The organism is Leucobacter chromiireducens subsp. chromiireducens, from assembly GCF_016758255.1.
GTDB lineage: Bacteria > Actinomycetota > Actinomycetes > Actinomycetales > Microbacteriaceae > Leucobacter > Leucobacter chromiireducens.
Window position 1 is genome coordinate 1195735 of sequence record NZ_QYAD01000001.1, and the last position, 17462, is coordinate 1213196.

Annotated in this window: 12 protein-coding genes; 11 read left to right on the top strand and 1 reads right to left on the bottom strand. The window is 69.3% G+C overall.

Annotation, left to right across the window (positions count from 1 at the left end):
* Window positions 1-57 precede the first annotated feature (57 nt).
* The 11 genes from D3226_RS05575 (at window position 58) to D3226_RS05625 (ending at window position 15910) form a co-directional block, all read left to right on the top strand.
* Complete coding sequence (locus D3226_RS05575) at window positions 58-1194, top strand: ABC transporter substrate-binding protein (RefSeq protein ID WP_202381354.1); 1137 nt, start codon at window positions 58-60, stop codon at window positions 1192-1194.
* Window positions 1191-2309 (top strand): FecCD family ABC transporter permease, encoded by a 1119-nt coding sequence (locus tag D3226_RS05580; RefSeq protein WP_202381355.1) that lies wholly within the window; start codon window positions 1191-1193, stop codon window positions 2307-2309. Before D3226_RS05575 ends, D3226_RS05580 begins: the two co-directional genes overlap by 4 nt.
* The gene (locus D3226_RS05585; protein WP_337248902.1) at window positions 2306-3202 is read left to right on the top strand and encodes a heme ABC transporter ATP-binding protein; all 897 of its coding nucleotides are present in this window, start codon (window positions 2306-2308) and stop codon (window positions 3200-3202) included. The genes D3226_RS05580 and D3226_RS05585 overlap by 4 nt, the downstream gene beginning before the upstream one ends.
* Entirely contained in the window at window positions 3199-4230 is a 1032-nt protein-coding gene (locus D3226_RS05590) for a hypothetical protein (protein WP_202381356.1), read from the top strand. The genes D3226_RS05585 and D3226_RS05590 overlap by 4 nt, the downstream gene beginning before the upstream one ends.
* Complete coding sequence (locus D3226_RS05595; RefSeq protein WP_202381357.1) at window positions 4227-5825, top strand: HtaA domain-containing protein; 1599 nt, start codon at window positions 4227-4229, stop codon at window positions 5823-5825. Before D3226_RS05590 ends, D3226_RS05595 begins: the two co-directional genes overlap by 4 nt.
* Window positions 5822-7441, top strand: a complete 1620-nt coding sequence (locus D3226_RS05600; protein WP_202381358.1) for a hypothetical protein — start codon at window positions 5822-5824, stop codon at window positions 7439-7441. Before D3226_RS05595 ends, D3226_RS05600 begins: the two co-directional genes overlap by 4 nt.
* Before the next feature lie 94 nt (window positions 7442-7535).
* Window positions 7536-12062, top strand: coding sequence for an immunoglobulin domain-containing protein (locus D3226_RS05605; RefSeq protein ID WP_202381359.1), 4527 nt, complete (start codon window positions 7536-7538; stop codon window positions 12060-12062).
* 84 nt (window positions 12063-12146) lie between these two features.
* Complete coding sequence (locus tag D3226_RS05610) at window positions 12147-12869, top strand: biliverdin-producing heme oxygenase (RefSeq protein WP_202381360.1); 723 nt, start codon at window positions 12147-12149, stop codon at window positions 12867-12869.
* Complete coding sequence (locus D3226_RS05615) at window positions 12866-13336, top strand: hypothetical protein (RefSeq protein ID WP_202381361.1); 471 nt, start codon at window positions 12866-12868, stop codon at window positions 13334-13336. Before D3226_RS05610 ends, D3226_RS05615 begins: the two co-directional genes overlap by 4 nt.
* On the top strand, window positions 13333-14904 hold the full coding sequence (locus tag D3226_RS05620; protein ID WP_202381362.1) for a hypothetical protein: 1572 nt from the start codon (window positions 13333-13335) through the stop codon (window positions 14902-14904). The genes D3226_RS05615 and D3226_RS05620 overlap by 4 nt, the downstream gene beginning before the upstream one ends.
* A 127-nt stretch (window positions 14905-15031) precedes the next feature.
* Window positions 15032-15910, top strand: a complete 879-nt coding sequence (locus D3226_RS05625) for a lysozyme family protein (protein WP_202381363.1) — start codon at window positions 15032-15034, stop codon at window positions 15908-15910.
* 126 nt (window positions 15911-16036) lie between these two features.
* On the opposite strand, the gene D3226_RS05630 is transcribed toward D3226_RS05625, so the two are convergent.
* Window positions 16037-17458, bottom strand: coding sequence for an amidase (locus tag D3226_RS05630; RefSeq protein WP_202381364.1), 1422 nt, complete (start codon window positions 17456-17458; stop codon window positions 16037-16039).
* Window positions 17459-17462: the final 4 nt, after the last annotated feature.

Consider the following 17462-nt stretch of genomic DNA (forward strand, 5'->3'; position numbering starts at 1 on the left):
AGGTTAGGCAATACGAAAGATTGAACATCTGACCTAAGTAATGTTAGCCTAACCTTCGTGTTTTTCGTCAACGGCGGGCGTCGCGCCCGCACCATTCGACTTGGCGTGGCTGCACTCGCCGCGCTCCTCGCCGCGAACCTTGCCGGCTGCGCCCTCGTGTTTGGAGATGCGCCGAGCATTGCGGATACGAGCCTCGCGAGCGCCGAGAGTCCGCGTCTCCTGGAAGGACCGGAGACCGCGCTGCTCGACAGCCCGGACATCGCGGCAATTACGGACAACCCCGAGCCGCAGCTGCCCGTGACCTTTACGGGACTGGACGACGTGGCCGTCGAGATCACCGACACGAGCCGCATTCTCGCCCTAGACGGCACCGGCAGCCTTGCCTCGGTCGTGTGGGCCCTCGGCTTCGGCCCCAACGTCGTGGGGCGTGACCTCACCACCGGCTGGGAGTCGGCAAAGCACCTGCCGCTCGTGATGGACAATCACACGCTGAACGCGGAATCGATCCTCGAGCTCAACCCCACCCTCATCCTCACGGACTACTCGGTGGGGCCGTATGACGTCCAGCTGCAGATGCGCAACGCCGGGATCCCGGTCGTCTTCTTCGACGGTGCGAAGGACATCGACGACATTCCCCGCTTGATCGGTGACGTGGCGTCCGCGCTCGGTGTCCCCGAACTCGGGAAGCAGTACGTGGGCGACTTCACGAAGCGGCTCGACGACACGATTGCGCGGATCGCCGCGATCGCACCCGAGGCGGAGGCCGACAAGGTGCGCACGGTGTTCCTGTACATGCGCGGCCGCGCCGGCGTGTACTACATGTACGGCAACAACCCGGACGGCTCCACCGGCATCGCGGGCGTGCTCATCGAACAGCTCGGCGCCATCGACGTCGCGGGGGAGGAGAACTGGACGAGCGGCAACCTCACCGCCGAGGGACTCATGAACCTCGAACCTGATCTCATCCTCATGCTGACCCTCGGCCTCGAATCCGTGGGCGGGATCGACGGCCTGCTGAACGTTCCCGGTGTTGCACAGACCCCGGCGGGGGAGCGGCGGCGCGTGGTGGACATGAGCGACTACGAGATGTTCACCTGGGGGCCGCGCACGCCCGACGTGCTCACCGCGCTCGCGGAAGCGATTTACCACGTCGACCTCGACACGGTCGAGCTGCCTGAGGAGGCCGGCGCATGAGCCGCGTTGAGACGGGGCCAGTGACCCTGCCCGAGCTGCCCCGCGTACTCGACTACGGCCAGACTGCACTTCCGAAGCCCAAGCGGGGCCGCGTCACGATGCTCTTCCTCGTGCTCGGCATCGGCCTCGTCGTCGCGACCGTGCTCGCGGCCGCACTCGGCCAGATGCAGATTCCGGTGGTCGAGGTGATCGGTTCGCTCTGCCGAAAGGTGGGCTTTGCATGCGGTGCTGAAGCAGTGCACCCCAATGCTGATGCCGCGCTATGGGAGGTGCGCTTCCCCCGCGTGGCGCTCGCGGTGCTCGTCGGCATGGCGCTCTCCTCATCGGGCGCGATTATGCAGGGCGTGTTCGGCAACCCGCTCGCCGATCCGGGCATCATCGGTGTCTCCTCGGGCGCCGCGGTCGGCGCGAGCCTCATGATTGTCACGGGTCTTGCCGCGGGCTCGAGCCTCGCGATCCCGGTCGGCGCTTTTGTGACGGGCGTGCTCACCTCGCTGCTGATCTACTCGATTTCGCGCTCCGGCGGAAAGACTCAGGTCATCACCCTGATCCTCGTCGGTGTCGCGGTGAACGCGTTTGGCGGCGCCGCGCTCGCCCTCATGACCTTCGCGGCAGACATGAACCAGCGCGAGCAGATCGTGTTCTGGCAGATGGGCAGCCTTGCCGGCTCGCTCTGGCCCCAGGTGGCCACGGTGCTGCCGCTCGTGATCCTCGGCCTCGCGCTCGCCTTCATGATCGCTGGCAAGCTCGACCTGCTGAGCCTCGGAGACGACGCGGCGCGCCACCTCGGCCTGAACATCGAGCGGCTGCGCATCGGCGCCATCATGATCGTGTCCGTGCTCACCGCGGCCGCGGTCGCCTTCGCCGGAATCATCGGCTTCGTCGGACTCGTTGTGCCGCACGTCATCCGCATGATCGTCGGCCCGGGCCACCGCGTGCTCATCCCCGCAAGCGCGTTGGGCGGCGCACTGCTGCTCGTCGTCGCCGACACGTTCGCTCGCACGGCGGTGCCGTACGCGGAGCTGCCGCTCGGCATGCTCACCGCGATCATCGGCGGACCGTTCTTCTTCTTCCTCATCCGCGCGACCTCGCGGAAGAACGGGGGCTGGCTGTGATCTCGATCAAGCGAAAGGCGCAGCAGGCGCCCGCGCCCGTTCCCGTCGGGGAAACGGTGCTTCGCGCACGCGGTGTCTCGGTGACGCTTGGTGGCACCCGGATCGTGGAGGGTGTGGACTTCGATGTGCGCGCGGGGGAAGTGCTCGCGATTCTCGGGCCGAACGGCGCCGGGAAGTCGACGCTGCTCGGTGCGCTCGCTGGGGATCACGCCTACGGCGGATCGGTCGAGCTCGTCGGCCGCGAGGTCAGCGATTGGCCCAACCGAGAGCTTGCGCTGCGCCGGGCCGTGCTGCGCCAGAGCAATTCGGTGAGCTTCCCGTTCCCCGTGGTCGACATTGTGAAAATGGGTCGGGCGCCGTGGCAGTCGATCACCACGGTGGAAGACGACGATCGGATCATCGCTGAAGAGCTGCTCCGCTCGGACACGTTCCGTTTCGCGGAGCGCACGTACACCTCGCTGTCTGGTGGCGAGCGCGCGCGCGTGGCCTTGGCGCGCGCCATGACGCAGCGAACGGGGCTGCTGCTGCTCGATGAGCCGACCGCGGCGCTCGACATCAACTATCAGGAGCAGGTGCTCGCGATCGCCCGCCGCACGGCTCGGCACGGGAGCGCGGTCGTGGTGGTGCTCCACGACCTTGCGGCGGCCGCCGCGTACAGCGATCGCGTGCTGCTCCTGGCCGACGGCACGATGCGCGCCTGTGGCGCCCCCGCCGAGGTGCTCACCCCGGAGCTGCTCAGCGAGGTCTACCGCCACCCCGTTCGCGTGTCGCACGACGCAGACGGCGCGCTCTCGATCACGCCCGTTCGTTTCCCAGATGAACAGTCAGCTGAGCTCGGCGGGCAGCCGGCTCCTCCGTCATCGTCCACCCCCAGTGAGAGGACTCACCCATGACCGCCCACCACTCACCGCACGCCGGTGCGGCCCGCAGACCCCGCGCGGGGCGCAAGCTCGCGGCAGCGCTGATCCTGCCCCTCCTCGCGGTGGCCCCGCTCGCGCTGGGTGTCTCGCCCGCGCAGGCGGCATCGCGCGTTGACGTTGCTCCTGCGCCCGCGGCCGATGGGCCGACGACCGTCACATTGAGCGGCAGCGGATTCCAGTACCAGCCGAACGCGCCCGGTGGCGTGTATGTGTTCTTTGGTGCGGTGGCCGACCCGGCAACGAACGCGTGGGCGCCCAGCCAGGGCGGTCGTTCCGGCGAGACCTTCGCTTACGCGGGCACCGACGGCGCGCGACTGCTCGTGGCGTTCCAGGGCGGCAGTTCCGCGAGCGAGGCGAACGGGCAGATCGACGCGAACGGCAACTGGAGCACGCAGATGACGATCCCGGGCTCGCGCTTCACCGCGAGCTTCGGGAACCCGCACGAGGGCGCGCAGGGCAACGGTCAGGAGATCGACTGTCTGCAGGTGCAGTGCGGCATCATCACGATCGGAGCGCACGGTCTCGTGAACGCGAACAACGAGTCGTTCACACCCGTGAGCTTCGCGTCGGCTGATGGTCAGCTGCAGGCCGGCGCTGCGCCCATCACCGATTTCGGCAGCGGCTCCGGTGACGCGAGCGCGGCCGCCCCCAGCACAAACGACGCCGCAACTCGGATTGACGTTCCCGGTGCCGCGGAACAGAACGCGGAATCGGGTGCGGACAACACGGCAGAGACCCCCGCTGCTGCCGCCCCTGTCGCGGAGCCCGCGGCCGCAGACCAGACACTCACCTGGGCGATCATCGGTGTGCTGGGAGCTGCCGTGCTGGCGCTCCTCACCTCAGTAGTGCTGGTCACCATGAAGCGGCGACGGGCGCGGCGCGCGGTCACATCGGCCGCCGTTCCCGTTGCGGGTCCTGATGCGGGTGGCGCACCGCTGAGCGAGGCCGGCACCGTCACTGGCGGCGCGAGCGCCGCGGTTCGGGCGGAGGCCACGCTGTGAGCCGGGGTCGTGCGCGGCGCGCAGCGCGCAGCCTGAGCCTGGGCCTTGCCGCGGCACTCGTTGCGCCGCTGGCGCTGCTGGTCTCGGCCGGTGCGGCCGAGGCCGCACCGCGAACGAACGCACTCGAGCCGCAGACGCTCAGCGCGGTGAGCGACGTGCCAGCGGGCGCCACCGAACTTCGTTCTGGGCAGCTCGACTGGGGGGTGCGCGGATCGATTCGCAGCTACCTCGAGAACTTCGGGCACACGGAAGGGTACGTCGCGTCCTACGACGGTGCCCGATACCGGAAGGGTGATCCCGCCGCGCACTTCCCGCTCGCCGCGGGCTGGATCGACGAGCAAGAGGACACCGCCCACCTCGAGTTCACTGGGCGACTGCGCATGCACGGTTTCGGCCAGTCGTGGCTGCACTTCGAAAACGTGCGGCTTGATATCGCCGCCGGTGAGGCCAGCATCACGGTGGACATGCGGGAGAGCTTCGGCACACCCAAGCGCACCGACGATCTCGTGCTTGCGACCTTCCCGCTCGTGGGGGAGGATCCGGTTCGTCTGGTCGACGGGGTCGCGCAGATCTTGAGTGAAGATGGGACCTTCCCCGCCGAGATCGGCACGAACCACCTGCCGCGCATGGACGGGCAGGCGACCTACGGCGGCGACAACGCGTACACCGACCCGTTCTCACTGACCGTGCGGACGAGCGCCGACACCGGTGGCACCCCGGATCCCGATCCCGGCACGACGCCCGATCCTGGCACGAAGCCGGATCCGGATCCCGGCACTGATCCGACCCCCGTGACGCCCACCCCCACAGCGAAGACGCCCCACGGCGAGAGCAGTGCGACGAACGCCGCGGGTGCAGCGCTCACGGTGAGCCCGGCGTACGGACTTGCTGATCAGAATCAGCGGCTCACGCTGCGCGGTACAGGCTTCCCGACCACGGGCAGCGACGGTACGAACTTTGGCGGGCTCTACGTGCTGTTCGGCTGGGTCGACCCCGCGGCGGGCCAGAACTGGGGCCCCGGGAACGGCGGCGCATCGGGCAGCACCTTCACGTACACGCAGGACATCGAGCCCCAAGGCACGTACCAGAGCATGGTGAGCTACCCCGGAAACGGCACGGTGCCTGGCTTCCCCACGATGTCGGCGGATGGCTCATTCGAGATGGAACTGCCGATTCAGTCGTCTCGTTTCGAGAGCCAGCACGGCATCAGCGTGGACTGCTACGAGATGCAGTGCGGCGTGCTGCTGATCGGCGCGCACGGCAAGCAGAACGCGAAGGGCGAGATCTTCGTTCCGGTTTACTTCACGGACTCCGCGGAGGAAACCGGTACTGCGAAGCCGGAACTGCCGGCTGTCGCGCCGCCGACGGCGAACCCGAACGTGGCGCAGGCCGCGGGCGGCGCGCAGGGCCAGGCGGCCGGGCTCGGCGTCAACGGTGGGCTCGCTGCCGCGGGTGCGCCCGAACTCGCCCGCCTCGCGCTCTTTGGCGGCGTGCTGCTCATCAGCGCTGGCGCGCTCGGCGGCGCCCTACTGTTCCGTGCGTCGAGGCGCACCACCTCACTCACACCGCCCACCCCGATCGGAGTTTCGGCATGATCCCCACCATCAGCACCCAGCTTCGCGGGACGGTGCGGCCCGCCGCACGTGTCGCGGCTGCCCTTGCGCTCGCGGGCGTCCTGTCATTCGGCGGCGCCGGGGCAAGCATCGCCTCGGCGGCTGCGCCCGCGCCCTCCGGCAGCTCCACCGGCACCGGTGTGAACCAGAAGGTCGGCGCAGCGAGCCCCACGCTCACGGTGAGTCCCGCGGTGAACCTCGATCCCGATCAGCCCAGCAGCGTCACGCTCACGGGTGCGAACTACGCCACCACCACCGGGGGCGGGGGCACCCTGGGCGGCGCGTACACGCTGTTCGGGGCGATCACGCTGAAAGACGCGAAGGATCCGGGCAGCTGGGCGCCGACGAAGCGCGGCGTGAGCGGCGTGAACTACGACTATGCCGGTGAGGCCGGCCTCTACCAGCTGATGGTCAACTACCCGGGGAACACGACTGAACCGGGAATGCCGTACATGGATGTCAGCGGGAACTGGACCCTCCCGAATCACGCGATTCCGGGTGCGCGCTTCACCTCGCAGGCGGGCAACACCATTGACTGCCTCGACGCGAACACGCAGTGCGGGTTCATGACGATCGGCGCGCACGGGCAGCGCTCGGGAGGGGTGGAAGTGTTCACCCCCGTCTTCTTCGTGGGCGACGACCCCGGAGAGACCCCGGGCGTTGATCCGGGCACCGACCCCGGGACGGATCCCGGCACCGACCCGGGAACTGATCCCGGCACCGACCCGGGGATCGACCCCGGCACTGATCCGGGGACGGACCCTGGCACGACGCCCGGCGCCGATCCGTGCCTGATCACCGAGGTTCCGGCGGGCGCTGAGCGCACCGTCACCGGGACCGCGCTGTCAGGAACCGACGCCGTGATGAGCGTGACCCCCGGAAACTACCTGCCCTGCGCGGACGAGACCGAGGTGGTGCTCTCCGGCACCGGCTACGACCCCACGAAGCCGATCTACGTGGGCCTCGGCGCCCCCGCAGACCACACAAACCTTGAGACCTGGCGTCGGAGCGGCGGCGGCATGAGCGGTCCTGGCGACGACTACGACTACGGTGTGCCGCGCCTTATCGTGGCGAACGGCTCGCAGGATGCTGACGTTGCTGATGCGGAGATTGGCGCGGACGGTGCCTGGACGCTGAAGGTCACCGTGCCCGGGAAGGACGTGACGAGCTTCTTCGGCGGCACCATTGATTGCGCAACCGCGTACTGCGGCTTCTTCTCGTTCGGTGCGCACGGCAAGATCGCCGCGGCGAACGAAGCGTACGTGCCGGTCTTCTTCGGCGGGCAGAGCGACACTGATACGCCGCCGACCGGTCCCGGAAAGCCGGGTCCCGAGACCCCCGGAACGGTGACCCCGCCCGTTGTCCCCGGCACCGCGCAGCCCGCGCCGGCGGCGACGCCCGTGAACGCGGTACCCGCGAGCACCGCTCGCAGCACGGGCCTCGGGGTCAACGGCGGCCTCGCGCGAACCGGCGACTCCGAGTCCGCTCGCACGACGTTGATCGGCGGCGTGCTGCTGCTCAGCGCTGGGCTGCTCGGCGGCGCGCTGATCCTGCGCGGACGTAGAAACGCGGGGCCCGCCGGGCCGCACACCCGATAGCTCGGTTCCGCACGAACGGAACCGCCTCCGGGCCGAGAGCTTTCCCGGCCCCTGATCCGGCGCCACGCGCCACCACCGAGAGGAACACCACACCATGAGAGACACGCGGATGAGAGCCGGGGGCTCTCGGCGCGCCGGCGCCGCGGGGGTTGTGCTCAGCGCAACCGCTGCACTGGTGCTGTCGAGTTTCGGCGTGACGCCGGCGCTCGCAGCTCCCGGCGAGACCGTGACGGGCACCCCGTACTCGGACACGCAGGCCTACATGACCGTGACGCCGGGCACCCAGCTCGACCCGAGCGGTGCAAGCACAGTCACCGTGCGCGGCTACCACTACGATCCGAGCAAGCCGATCTACGTCGGCCTCGGGGAGAACCTCAGCCCCGAGATGCCGGAGCAGTGGCGCCGGAGCCAGGGCGGCTTTAGCGGACACGATGGCGACTACGTCTATGGCGTTCCGCGCCTCGTCGTTGCCAACGGTTCCGCTGATGGCGACGTGGCGGACTCCGAGATGGACGCGCAGGGCAACTGGACGATGTCGGTCTCGGTGCCCGGCAGCCAGTTCCCGAGCTTCTTCGGCGGCACCGTTGACTGCCTTGCCGGCAACGGCTGTGGCTTTTTCTCGTTCGGCGCGCACGGTCGTGTGCACGCTGGCAGCGAGGCCTACGTTGGCGTCTCCTTCGCGGAGCCCGTTGCTGACGTGGCACCGCAGATCACGGCGCAGCCCACGGACGCTACTGTTGCGGAGGGGAAGGACGCCCAGTTCTCGGTAGCCGCGACGGGCACCCCGGAGCCCACGTTCCAGTGGCAGCGCGCTGCTGCGGACAGCGACACGTTCGCAGACATCGCCGAGGCCACGAGCGCGAGTTTCGCGCTCGCTGCGGCCCAGGCAGCCGACACCGGTGCGCGGTTCCGCGTAGTGGTGACGAACGCGGCGGGTGCGGTCACGTCTGACGCAGCCACCCTCACCGTCACGACGGACACCGGCGGCGAGAACCCCGGGACCCCCGGATCCACGACCGGCTACGGCGTGAACCAGGCCGCGGGCGAGCCCCAGCCGAGCCTCACGGTGACGCCCGGCCAGGGCCTTGCTGCTGACGGTTCGCAGACGGTGACGCTGAGCGGCAAGAACTACGCGACGAGCTCGGACACGGGCAACGCGTTCGGAGGTGCCTACACGCTCTTCGGCGCCATCAAGCTGAAGGACGCGGCAGACCCGGGCAGCTGGGCTCCCACGAAGCGCGGCGTGAGCGGCGTGAACTACGACTATGCGGGTGAAGCCGGTGTGTACCAGCTGATGGTCAACTACCCGGGCAACTCGACCGAGCCCGGCATGCCCTACATGGATGCGAACGGCAACTGGACCCTTCCGGACCACGCGATTCCGGGCGCCAAGTTCACCTCGCAGGCGGGGCAGACCATTGACTGCCTCGACGCGAACACGCAGTGCGGGTTCATGACGATCGGTGCTCACGGGCAGCGCTCAGGCGGCGTCGAGGTCTTCACCCCCGTGCAGTTCGCCGACGAGCCCCAGGGCATTGCCCCCGCATTCTCCGCTCAGCCGGAGAACACGGAGGTCGCAGCGGGAGCCGACGCAATCTTCACCGCGACCGTGACGGGTACGCCCGAGCCCACGTTCCAGTGGCAGCGCGCGGCAGCCGGGTCCGAGGACTTCGCTGACATCGACGGCGCAACCTCCGCGACGCTCACTGTTGCGCAGGCGACCGCGGAGCAGAGCGGCGATCGCTTCCGTCTCATCGCTACCAACGCGGCGGGTTCTGTCACGTCGGCCGTGGTGACCCTCACGGTCTCCGTGCCGAGCGCGACGGCAACCGTCACGACGGTTGACTCGCAGCCGACCAGCGAGTACCCCCGCGATTTCGCGGGGAAGGACGTTCCGCTCCGCGCCGTGGTCGCTCCTGCAGCAGCGGGCACGATCGAGTTCTTCGCGGACGGATCGTCCCTCGGGCGCGCGGCGGTGACCGACGGCGCAGCCGAACTCACCACGGCGACGCTTGCTGGCGGCGCGCGGAACATCACCGCCGTCTTCAGCCCCGCGAACGCCACGGAGTTCGCCCCGTCCACCTCGGGCGCGCGCGTGTTCCGCATTGTCGATCTCGAGCCTGCGGTGAGCGAGATCACCGTGGGTGACGCGGTGCGCGAGATCTCGGGCGCCGAGCTTCGCTGGTCTGTCGCGAACTACCTGAGCTTCGGCTCGGGGCCGGGCAAGGAGGTGCTCGATGGAGACGTGACGCTCGCGTCGGTCCCCGAGGGCGCAACCGCCGCAGAGCGCGCAAACCGCGCCTTCGTGTTTGCGAATGGTGTGGGCCACGAGGATGCTGCGGGCAACCGCGTCATCGACTTCTCCGGAGCTGTGCGCCTCACCTCGGGCTCACTGCCTCAGTGGAACTTCAGTGATCCTCAGCTCGTGATGAACGCAGCGGGCAACGGCTACCTCACGGCCACTGTTGACGGCATGTGGTTCGGCAGCGGTTTCGGTGGCGAGGACGAGGCCTACGGCCCCGAGCGCGTCGTCGTGCAGACCTTTGTGGGTGCCGAGCCCGCCGTGACTGAGGGTGTGACCGGCTTCACCGTCGCGCCGCTCTTCGAAGGACAGACCGCCGCGGGGACGTGGAGCGGTTCGTACACGGGCGCAACGCTCACGAACCAGTTCCTGCGCTTCGTGAACAGCAACGTGCGGTCCTACTTCCTGCAGTCGGGCAGCTCGTCTGACGCGACGAAGGCCGGCGCGCCGATTGGCGTGAGCTACGTCTCCGCAGAGATTCCTGCAACCGAGACCGCAACCGTGCTCGACGGGCAGCCCACCGGCTCGTACCCGACCCAGTTCGTTGGGGATGACGTCGCGCTGCGCGCCACCGTCACCCCTGCGGCCGCTGGTTCGGTGGAGTTCTTCGCCGATGGCGATTCGCTCGGCACCGCCGATGTCGTAGACGGTGCTGCGACGCTCTCCACCGCAAAGCTTGCGGGCGGTGCGCGCAGCATCACGGCAGCCTTCACCCCTGAGAACCCGGCGAAGTTCGCCCCCTCCACGGCGGGTGCGCGTGTCTTCCGCATCGTCGATCTTGCTCCCGCAGTGGGGGAGATCACGGTGGGTGACGCGGTGCGTAACATCGCGGGTGCTGAGCTGAACTGGTCGGTGGCGAACTACGTCAGCTTCCACTCCGGCCCGGGCAAGGAGGTGCTCGAGGGTGATGTGACGCTCGCCGAGCTGCCGGCCGAGCCGACCGTGACCGATCGCGCGAACCGGGCGTTCGTGTTCACCAAGGGAACGGGCCACGAGGATGCCGCGGGCAACCGAGTCATCGACTTCTCGGGCGCGGTGCGTCTCACCTCGGGCACGCTGCCACAGTGGAACTTCCGCGACCCGCAGCTCGTCATGAACGCGGCCGGCGACGGCTACGTGACGGCGACGGTTGACGGCATGTGGTTCGGCAGCGATTTCGATGGCGAGGACGAGCCGTACGGCCCCGAGCGCGTTGTCGTGCAGACCTTCCGAGGCGCTGTGCCCACCACGCAGGACGGCACGACTGAGTTCTCGGTTGCGCCGCTCTTCGAAGGCCAGACTGCCGCCGGCACGTGGATCGGCTCCTACTCGGGCGCAACGCTCACGAACCAGTTCCTGCGTTTCGTGAACGGCAACGTGCGGTCGTACTTCCTGCAGTCGGGCAGCTCGTCTGATCCGACGAAGGCGGCAGCGCCGATCGGTGTGAGCTTCGTCTCCGGAACCGCGCCCACGGCGTCCGCCGGAACCGGTGCGCGCGTCATCGAGGGCGAGGACATCGTACTCACGGCTGCGGCAACGGGCGATCCCGCCCCGACGCTGCAGTGGCAGCGACAGGTGGATGGCGACTGGACCGAGCTGTCGGGGGAGACCGATGTGACGCTCACGCTCGCAGCGGCCAAGCCCGAGGTTTCCGGCAGCTACCGTGTGGTGGCGACGAACGCACTCGGAAGCGCGTCGTCGGATGCTGTTGAGGTTGAGGTGCGCGCGAAGCGTGCTCCTCAGCTCGACGCGGCTCCCACCGCACAGAGCGCGGTCGAGGGCACGGACGCGACGTTCCGCGTTTCTGCGACCGGCACCCCGGAGCCCACCTTCCAGTGGCAGCTGCGTGCGCCCGAGTCGCTTCCCGCCGAGGAAACCGCTGAGGATGCACACACCGACGAGCCCGCCGCACGCGCGGCAGTGCTCGCTGCACCTGCCGACGAGTGGACGGATGTCGCGGGAGCGACCTCCGACACGCTCGTGCTCCAGCAGGTGGCGCTTGCCCAGAGCGGCACCCAGGTGCGCGTCGTGATCGACAACGGCGTGGGCGAGCCGATCGTCACCGAGCCGGTGACGCTCACCGTCACGGCAAAGGCGACCGAGCCCGGCACTGACCCCGGGACCGATCCGGGAACTGATCCCGGCACCGAGCCCGGCACCACGCCGGGCACCACCCCGGGCACGGGCGGCACCGCCCAGCCCGGCACCGCGAAGCCGGCCGGCGCACTCGCCGTGACCGGTGCCGCACTGCCGTTCGCGGCAGCCGGTGGCGCGCTTCTGCTGCTCGCTGCGGGGACGATTCTCGTCCTCCGCCGCCGCAGCACGGCGCACGCCGAGTAACACCCAGGGGTGGGGCGTCGATTCTGGCGCCCCACCCCCGCACCGACCACACCGCCCCGCACGGGGCCCAAGAGGAGAGCACTCATGAATCAGCTCGTGGACAGCCCCGTCGACGCCATCATCACCGAGACTGAGGGGCAGCCGCTTTCGGTGCGACTGCGGGCGCTGTCGCGCATCGGTCACGTCGAGGGCGAAAGCGAACCTCGCTTCGCGATTGCGTTTCTGCGGGGCGGATTGAACCGTGACGGGATTGCTGCCCAGGCGGCGCAGCACTACCTCATGTACGAGGCGCTCGAGCGTGCGGCAGCGACGCAGCGCGAGCGGCATGGCGCAGACTTCGTGTTCTGGCTGCCGGAACTTCATCGCCTCCCGTCACTTGCGGCTGACCTTGAGCACTGGCTCGGCGCCGACTGGCAGAACCAGGTATACGACCGCTTCGCGACGACCGGCATCATGACCTACGCGGCACGCATCGCAGAGGTCGCAGGCGAGTCCCTGCCGCACTTCGTCGCGCACCACTACACGAGGTACCTCGCAGACCTCTCCGGTGGGCAGATGATTGCCCGCATGTTCCGGGACAGCTACCAGACCGATGGTGATCTGGGCTCCACCTTCTACTCCTTCGCTGAGATCCCGGATCCAGTCGCATACAAGGAGGGCTACCGCGCGCTCGTGGATGGCGCCGGGTTCACCGCGGACGAGGAGCGCACGGTGCTCCGCGAGGTCGCCTCTGCGTACTGGCTCAACGGCGTTGCCGGCCAGGACCTTGAGGATCGCTTTGCTGAGTACTCGGAGCACGCAGCATGAGCCGGCTGGGACAGGCATCGCAGCGCCCGACGCGCTCCTGGCTGCGCGGCTGTGCCCTGGGAGCTCTCGCGCTCTCGATCGGGATCGGGGCGAGCGGCTGCACCGCCGCTGGCGCGGGCGATCAGGGGAACGAGGCGATTGCGGCTGCCGAGGCCGGTGCGGTCGTGGCGACCGTCCCAGTGAGCGAACTTTCTGGTGTCGACGGCGAGCTCAACGTTGGCCAGGAAATCCGAGTGCTCATCGATACGCCCGGCCTGGACTGGGACGTCTCGAGTGACGACACAAAAACTGTCCGGGTGATCGAAGACGCGCCACACGCGAACCCGCGCGTGGTGCGCGTGGTTGCCGAGGAGGAAGGCTCTGCGACGGTCGAGTTTGTGCCGAACGCCAGCGGAGCGGAGGACGCCGAGCTGCCGAGCGATCCGGAACTGCTGAAGCTCAGCGTGGGCGCGGAGGCTGCACAGTGAAGCGGACACTCCGCCCGGTCACCGGCGTCGCAGTGACGTGCGCGCTGAGTGCGGGGATCCTCCTCGCCCCGCACTCAGCGTGGGCGGTCTCGGATCCCAGCCTGCCGTTGCCCCATGCGCAAGCTGCAGTGCTTCGTGCGGAGGCCGAAGCGGTCGTGTCGACCACCGTGTCGGTGGCCGTGCCGCAGGTTGGCGATCGTGCCCGATACATTCTGGGGCAGTCTGGTCCCGTGACGGCCACGGTGAAGACCGTGCCCCAGGGGTCCGGGACGCAGGGCGGCGCCGAACCAGCTGCCGAGCTCGCGGGCACCGTCGAGTTCTTCGATGGGCAGCTCTCCCTCGGCAGCGCGAGCGTGACTGCGGACGCGACTGGCTCGGCGACCGCGCGCATCGACACCGACCGGTGGCCGGCGGGAGGCGCGCGTGAGGTCACGGCGGTGTTCACTCCCGCAGTGGGCACGCCGTTCGCCTCGGCCACGAGTGCGGCACGCACCTACCGCGTCGTCGACACCGCGCGGGTAGTCCCCGATGTGAACCTGACGGGGGAACCCGAATCCACGATCGACGGTGCCGAACTTGAGTGGACGATCGGCAATATTTGGTTTAGCAACTTCCGAGTCGGTTTTGAACGCTCGGTGATTGCGGGCGATGTGACGCTGCCGGACATCGTGAACCCGGGATCCGGAGCGAGCGATGCCGCGCTGCAGGCCTACTTCTTCCGTCCGTTCACTTTCGGGAGCGGCACTGGTGCACGTGACGCCGCGGGCAACCGTGTGGTCGAGTTTGCGGGAACCGCTCGTCTCACCTCGGGGAGCGGCAACCTGTGGGACTTCGCCGCGCCGCACCTGCACATCGGGGCAGACGGATCCGGCTACATTACCGCCGAGTTCTCCGGCTTCTACGCTGCCGGGAACGCTCGTCAGGATTACCCGAGCAGCCGGGTCACGATCGCCACCTTTACTGGTGCTGAGCTTTCCGGCCCGGACGAGGACGGGCGCGTGGAAGCCACGATCCCGCTCTCGTGGACGGGGCAGGCCGCCGGAGCGGGAACCTGGTTCTACGACTACGAGGACTCGTTCCCGAACGAGTTTGTCTCCCTGCTGAACCCGCTCGTCGCTCCGTTCTTTGCACGGAGCGCGGTGGCGACCGACGACTCGAAGCGCCCGCACCCCGTGGTCATCCGCTTCACGGAGCACGCGGTCGACCCGGGGACCGATCCGGGAACTGATCCCGGCACTGACCCGGGCACTGATCCTGGGACCGATCCGGGAACTGATCCTGGGACCGACCCGGGTACTGACCCCGGAGTCGAACCGGGGACCGACCCCAGCACCGAGCCTGGAACCACGCCGGAGCCTGGCCCGGGAACCACACCCGATGCAGGGACGCCGACGGGTCCTGCCGTCCTAGCGCCCGCCGCGCACGAGGTGGCAGCCGCCGGGCCGAGCACGCTTGCGCGCACGGGAGCTGAGCCCTCGACCGCAGTACTCGCGGGCTTGGGGCTCGTCTTTGGCGCGGGCGCGCTCCTCGCGGCAGGGACTCGTCGTGCGCGACGGTCGCGTGGCTGAGCTGACCCGCTCAGCCGAGGCACCCGCGGGGCCGCGTGAGCCGGAGCCGGGGGAGGACACGCTCTCCTGGCTTCTGCGCGGCCTCGAGGAATCGGCGGCCGGGGGTGGGGCCGCGTACGATACTCGAGTGTCAGATTCATCTCCGAGCGCACCGGGCCAGGACAGCGTGCCACGTCCGAGCCGACGCGGCACGCTCGTGCTCGGCCTCGGGGCGTTGGCGCTCGTCGTCGCCGGCATCGTTGGCCTGGGGGTCACGGTACTGGGCGGGCAACTGAGCGCAGCGCCGGACACCGAGCGCCGCGCCGCCGCGCCCGCGTCGCAGCCGGCTGACTCAGAACCGCCGCTCGAACCCGGCGCCGGGGCGGCTCCTTCGTCGTCGGAAACCGCGGGAGCTGAGACTGGACCGGACCCCGACACGCGCGGGGCACGAGCGGCGGAGTCCGCTCGCACCACCGTGGATCCAGCGTGGCTCGCCGACACAGCAGCGGCTGCGGAGATTCCGGAACCCGCGCTTCGGGCCTACGCGAACGCGGCGCTCACCGTTGGGCGTGAACAGCCTTACTGTGGCATCGGCTGGAACACGCTCGCCGCGATTGGCCAAGTGGAGACGCACCACGGCACCATCGGCGACGCGCAGTTGCTGCCCGATGGGCGCGCACTGCCACGCATTGTGGGTGTAGCGCTCGACGGGGTGGAGTTTGCGGCGATTCCGGACACTGACGGGGGCAGTATCGACGGCGATGCTCGGTGGGACCGGGCAGTCGGCCCGATGCAGTTCATTCCGCAGACTTGGGCACAGTATGGGCGCAGCGCCTCGGGGACGGGAAGCCCGAACATCGATCGGGTCGACGACGCTGCGCTCTCGGCCGCCGCCATGCTCTGCACCATAGGCGGTGACCTGCGCGTTGCCGAGAACTGGATTGCCGCGGTGAATGCCTACAACCCGAGCGTCGCCTACAACAACGATGTGGCTGACGCGGCGGACCGCTACGCGGCGTTCGGCTAACGGGGCCCTGCCCCTCGGCCTCTGCGCCCCTTCCACCCCTGAATCGGGGTCACTACGGCAGGGTGTCGTGCAGCTCGGCCGCGCGACACCCTGCCGAAGTGACCCCAAACCGTTGGGCGGGCGGGGTTAGGGGAGGCGGGACCAGTCGACCTCGGCGGCCGCGCCGCGCACACCCTCGAACCACGCTGCGACGCGCAGGAGGCGGTCGTCTGTGCCGATGGGGCCTGCGATCTGCAGACCCACCGTGCGGCCATCGGCCTGCACGCCTGCGCCGATCGAGAGCGCCGGCTGGCCGGACATGTTGTAGGGCACGGTGAACGAGATGTGCCCCATCGTCTCGCGCGGATCGGTGATCGGCATGGGGTCTTCCGCGGCGAAGGCGGCGACCGGGGACACCGGCGACAAGACAAGATCGAACGGCTCAGTCGCCGCGCGCGTGAGGCGTGCCATCTCGTCAACCTGGTTGCGGTTGCGCACCGTCTGCGCAGCCGAGATGTCGGCGCCCGCCGCGCACCACTCTGCGATGAACGGCAGCACCGCCGCGCGCTCCGCATCCGAAAGCAGCTCGTAGTCGGCGTACGAGCGGCTGCGCCAGAAGTCGACGAGGCCGTCGAGCACCTCAGCCCCGACGAACGGCGCGAGCTCAACGATCTCGGCGCCCGCCTCCGCGAAGCGCTCAGCGGCAGCTTCGATGATGGCGCGCGTCTCCGGCTCGACCGGAAGCCCGGAACCCGCGTCGAGCTGCAGGGCGACCCGCATGCCGCGCGGCTCGAGCGGCTCGGTCGACCACGTCATCTCGGGGTACGCCCGAGTGAGGTAGTCACGCGCGTCCGAGCGCGCAACGATCGACATGAGGTGCACGCTGTCCGCCACCGTTCGGGTGAGCGGGCCCGCCGCGCGGCCGTCATACGGCACATCGAGCGGAATCAGGCCCTCGCTGGGCTTCAGCGCCGTGAGTCCCTGCCACGTGCCGGGCAGTCGAATGGAACCGCCAATGTCGGTCCCCACGTGGAGCGGCCCGTACCCCGCGGCCGCGGCGGTGCCAGCGCCCGCTGAGGAGCCGCCCGAGGTCAGCCGCGGATCAACGCCGTTGCGCGTGATGCCGTGCAGGCTCGACACCCCGGAGGAGAGCATGCCCCAATCGGGCATGGTGGTGGAGCCGAGGATCACGACACCGGCCTCGACGAGGCGATCGGTGGTGGGCGCGTTCGCCTGCGAAATCGGCGGGTTCGGGATCGCGGTGCCCGACGGCTTCGGCTGCCCGGCGCGCGCAATGTTCTCCTTCACCGTCGCGGGCACGCCATCGAACGCGCTGAGCGGTGCACCGGCGGCCCAGCGCGCGGTCGAGGCCGCGGCATCTGCGCGCACCTGCTCGGGATCGTGGAGGTAGAGCGCGTTCAGCTCGGGCTCGCGCGCCGCGATGCGCTCCAGCACGTCTTCCGCGACCTCACTCGGCGTGAGCGTCCCCGCCGCGAACGCTGCTGCGAGTGCGCCAGCGTCGAGGTCTGCGAGACGAGGGGAAACGGGGGTGGTGCCGGAGGCGGTCACGAGA

Coding starts and splice junctions, on each gene's coding strand:
- D3226_RS05580 (WP_202381355.1), top strand. CDS start 1,191: ATGAGCCGCGTTGAGACGGGGCCAGTGACCCTGCCCGAGCTGCCCCGC.
- D3226_RS05590 (WP_202381356.1), top strand. CDS start 3,199: ATGACCGCCCACCACTCACCGCACGCCGGTGCGGCCCGCAGACCCCGC.
- D3226_RS05600 (WP_202381358.1), top strand. CDS start 5,822: ATGATCCCCACCATCAGCACCCAGCTTCGCGGGACGGTGCGGCCCGCC.
- D3226_RS05605 (WP_202381359.1), top strand. CDS start 7,536: ATGAGAGACACGCGGATGAGAGCCGGGGGCTCTCGGCGCGCCGGCGCC.
- D3226_RS05610 (WP_202381360.1), top strand. CDS start 12,147: ATGAATCAGCTCGTGGACAGCCCCGTCGACGCCATCATCACCGAGACT.
- D3226_RS05615 (WP_202381361.1), top strand. CDS start 12,866: ATGAGCCGGCTGGGACAGGCATCGCAGCGCCCGACGCGCTCCTGGCTG.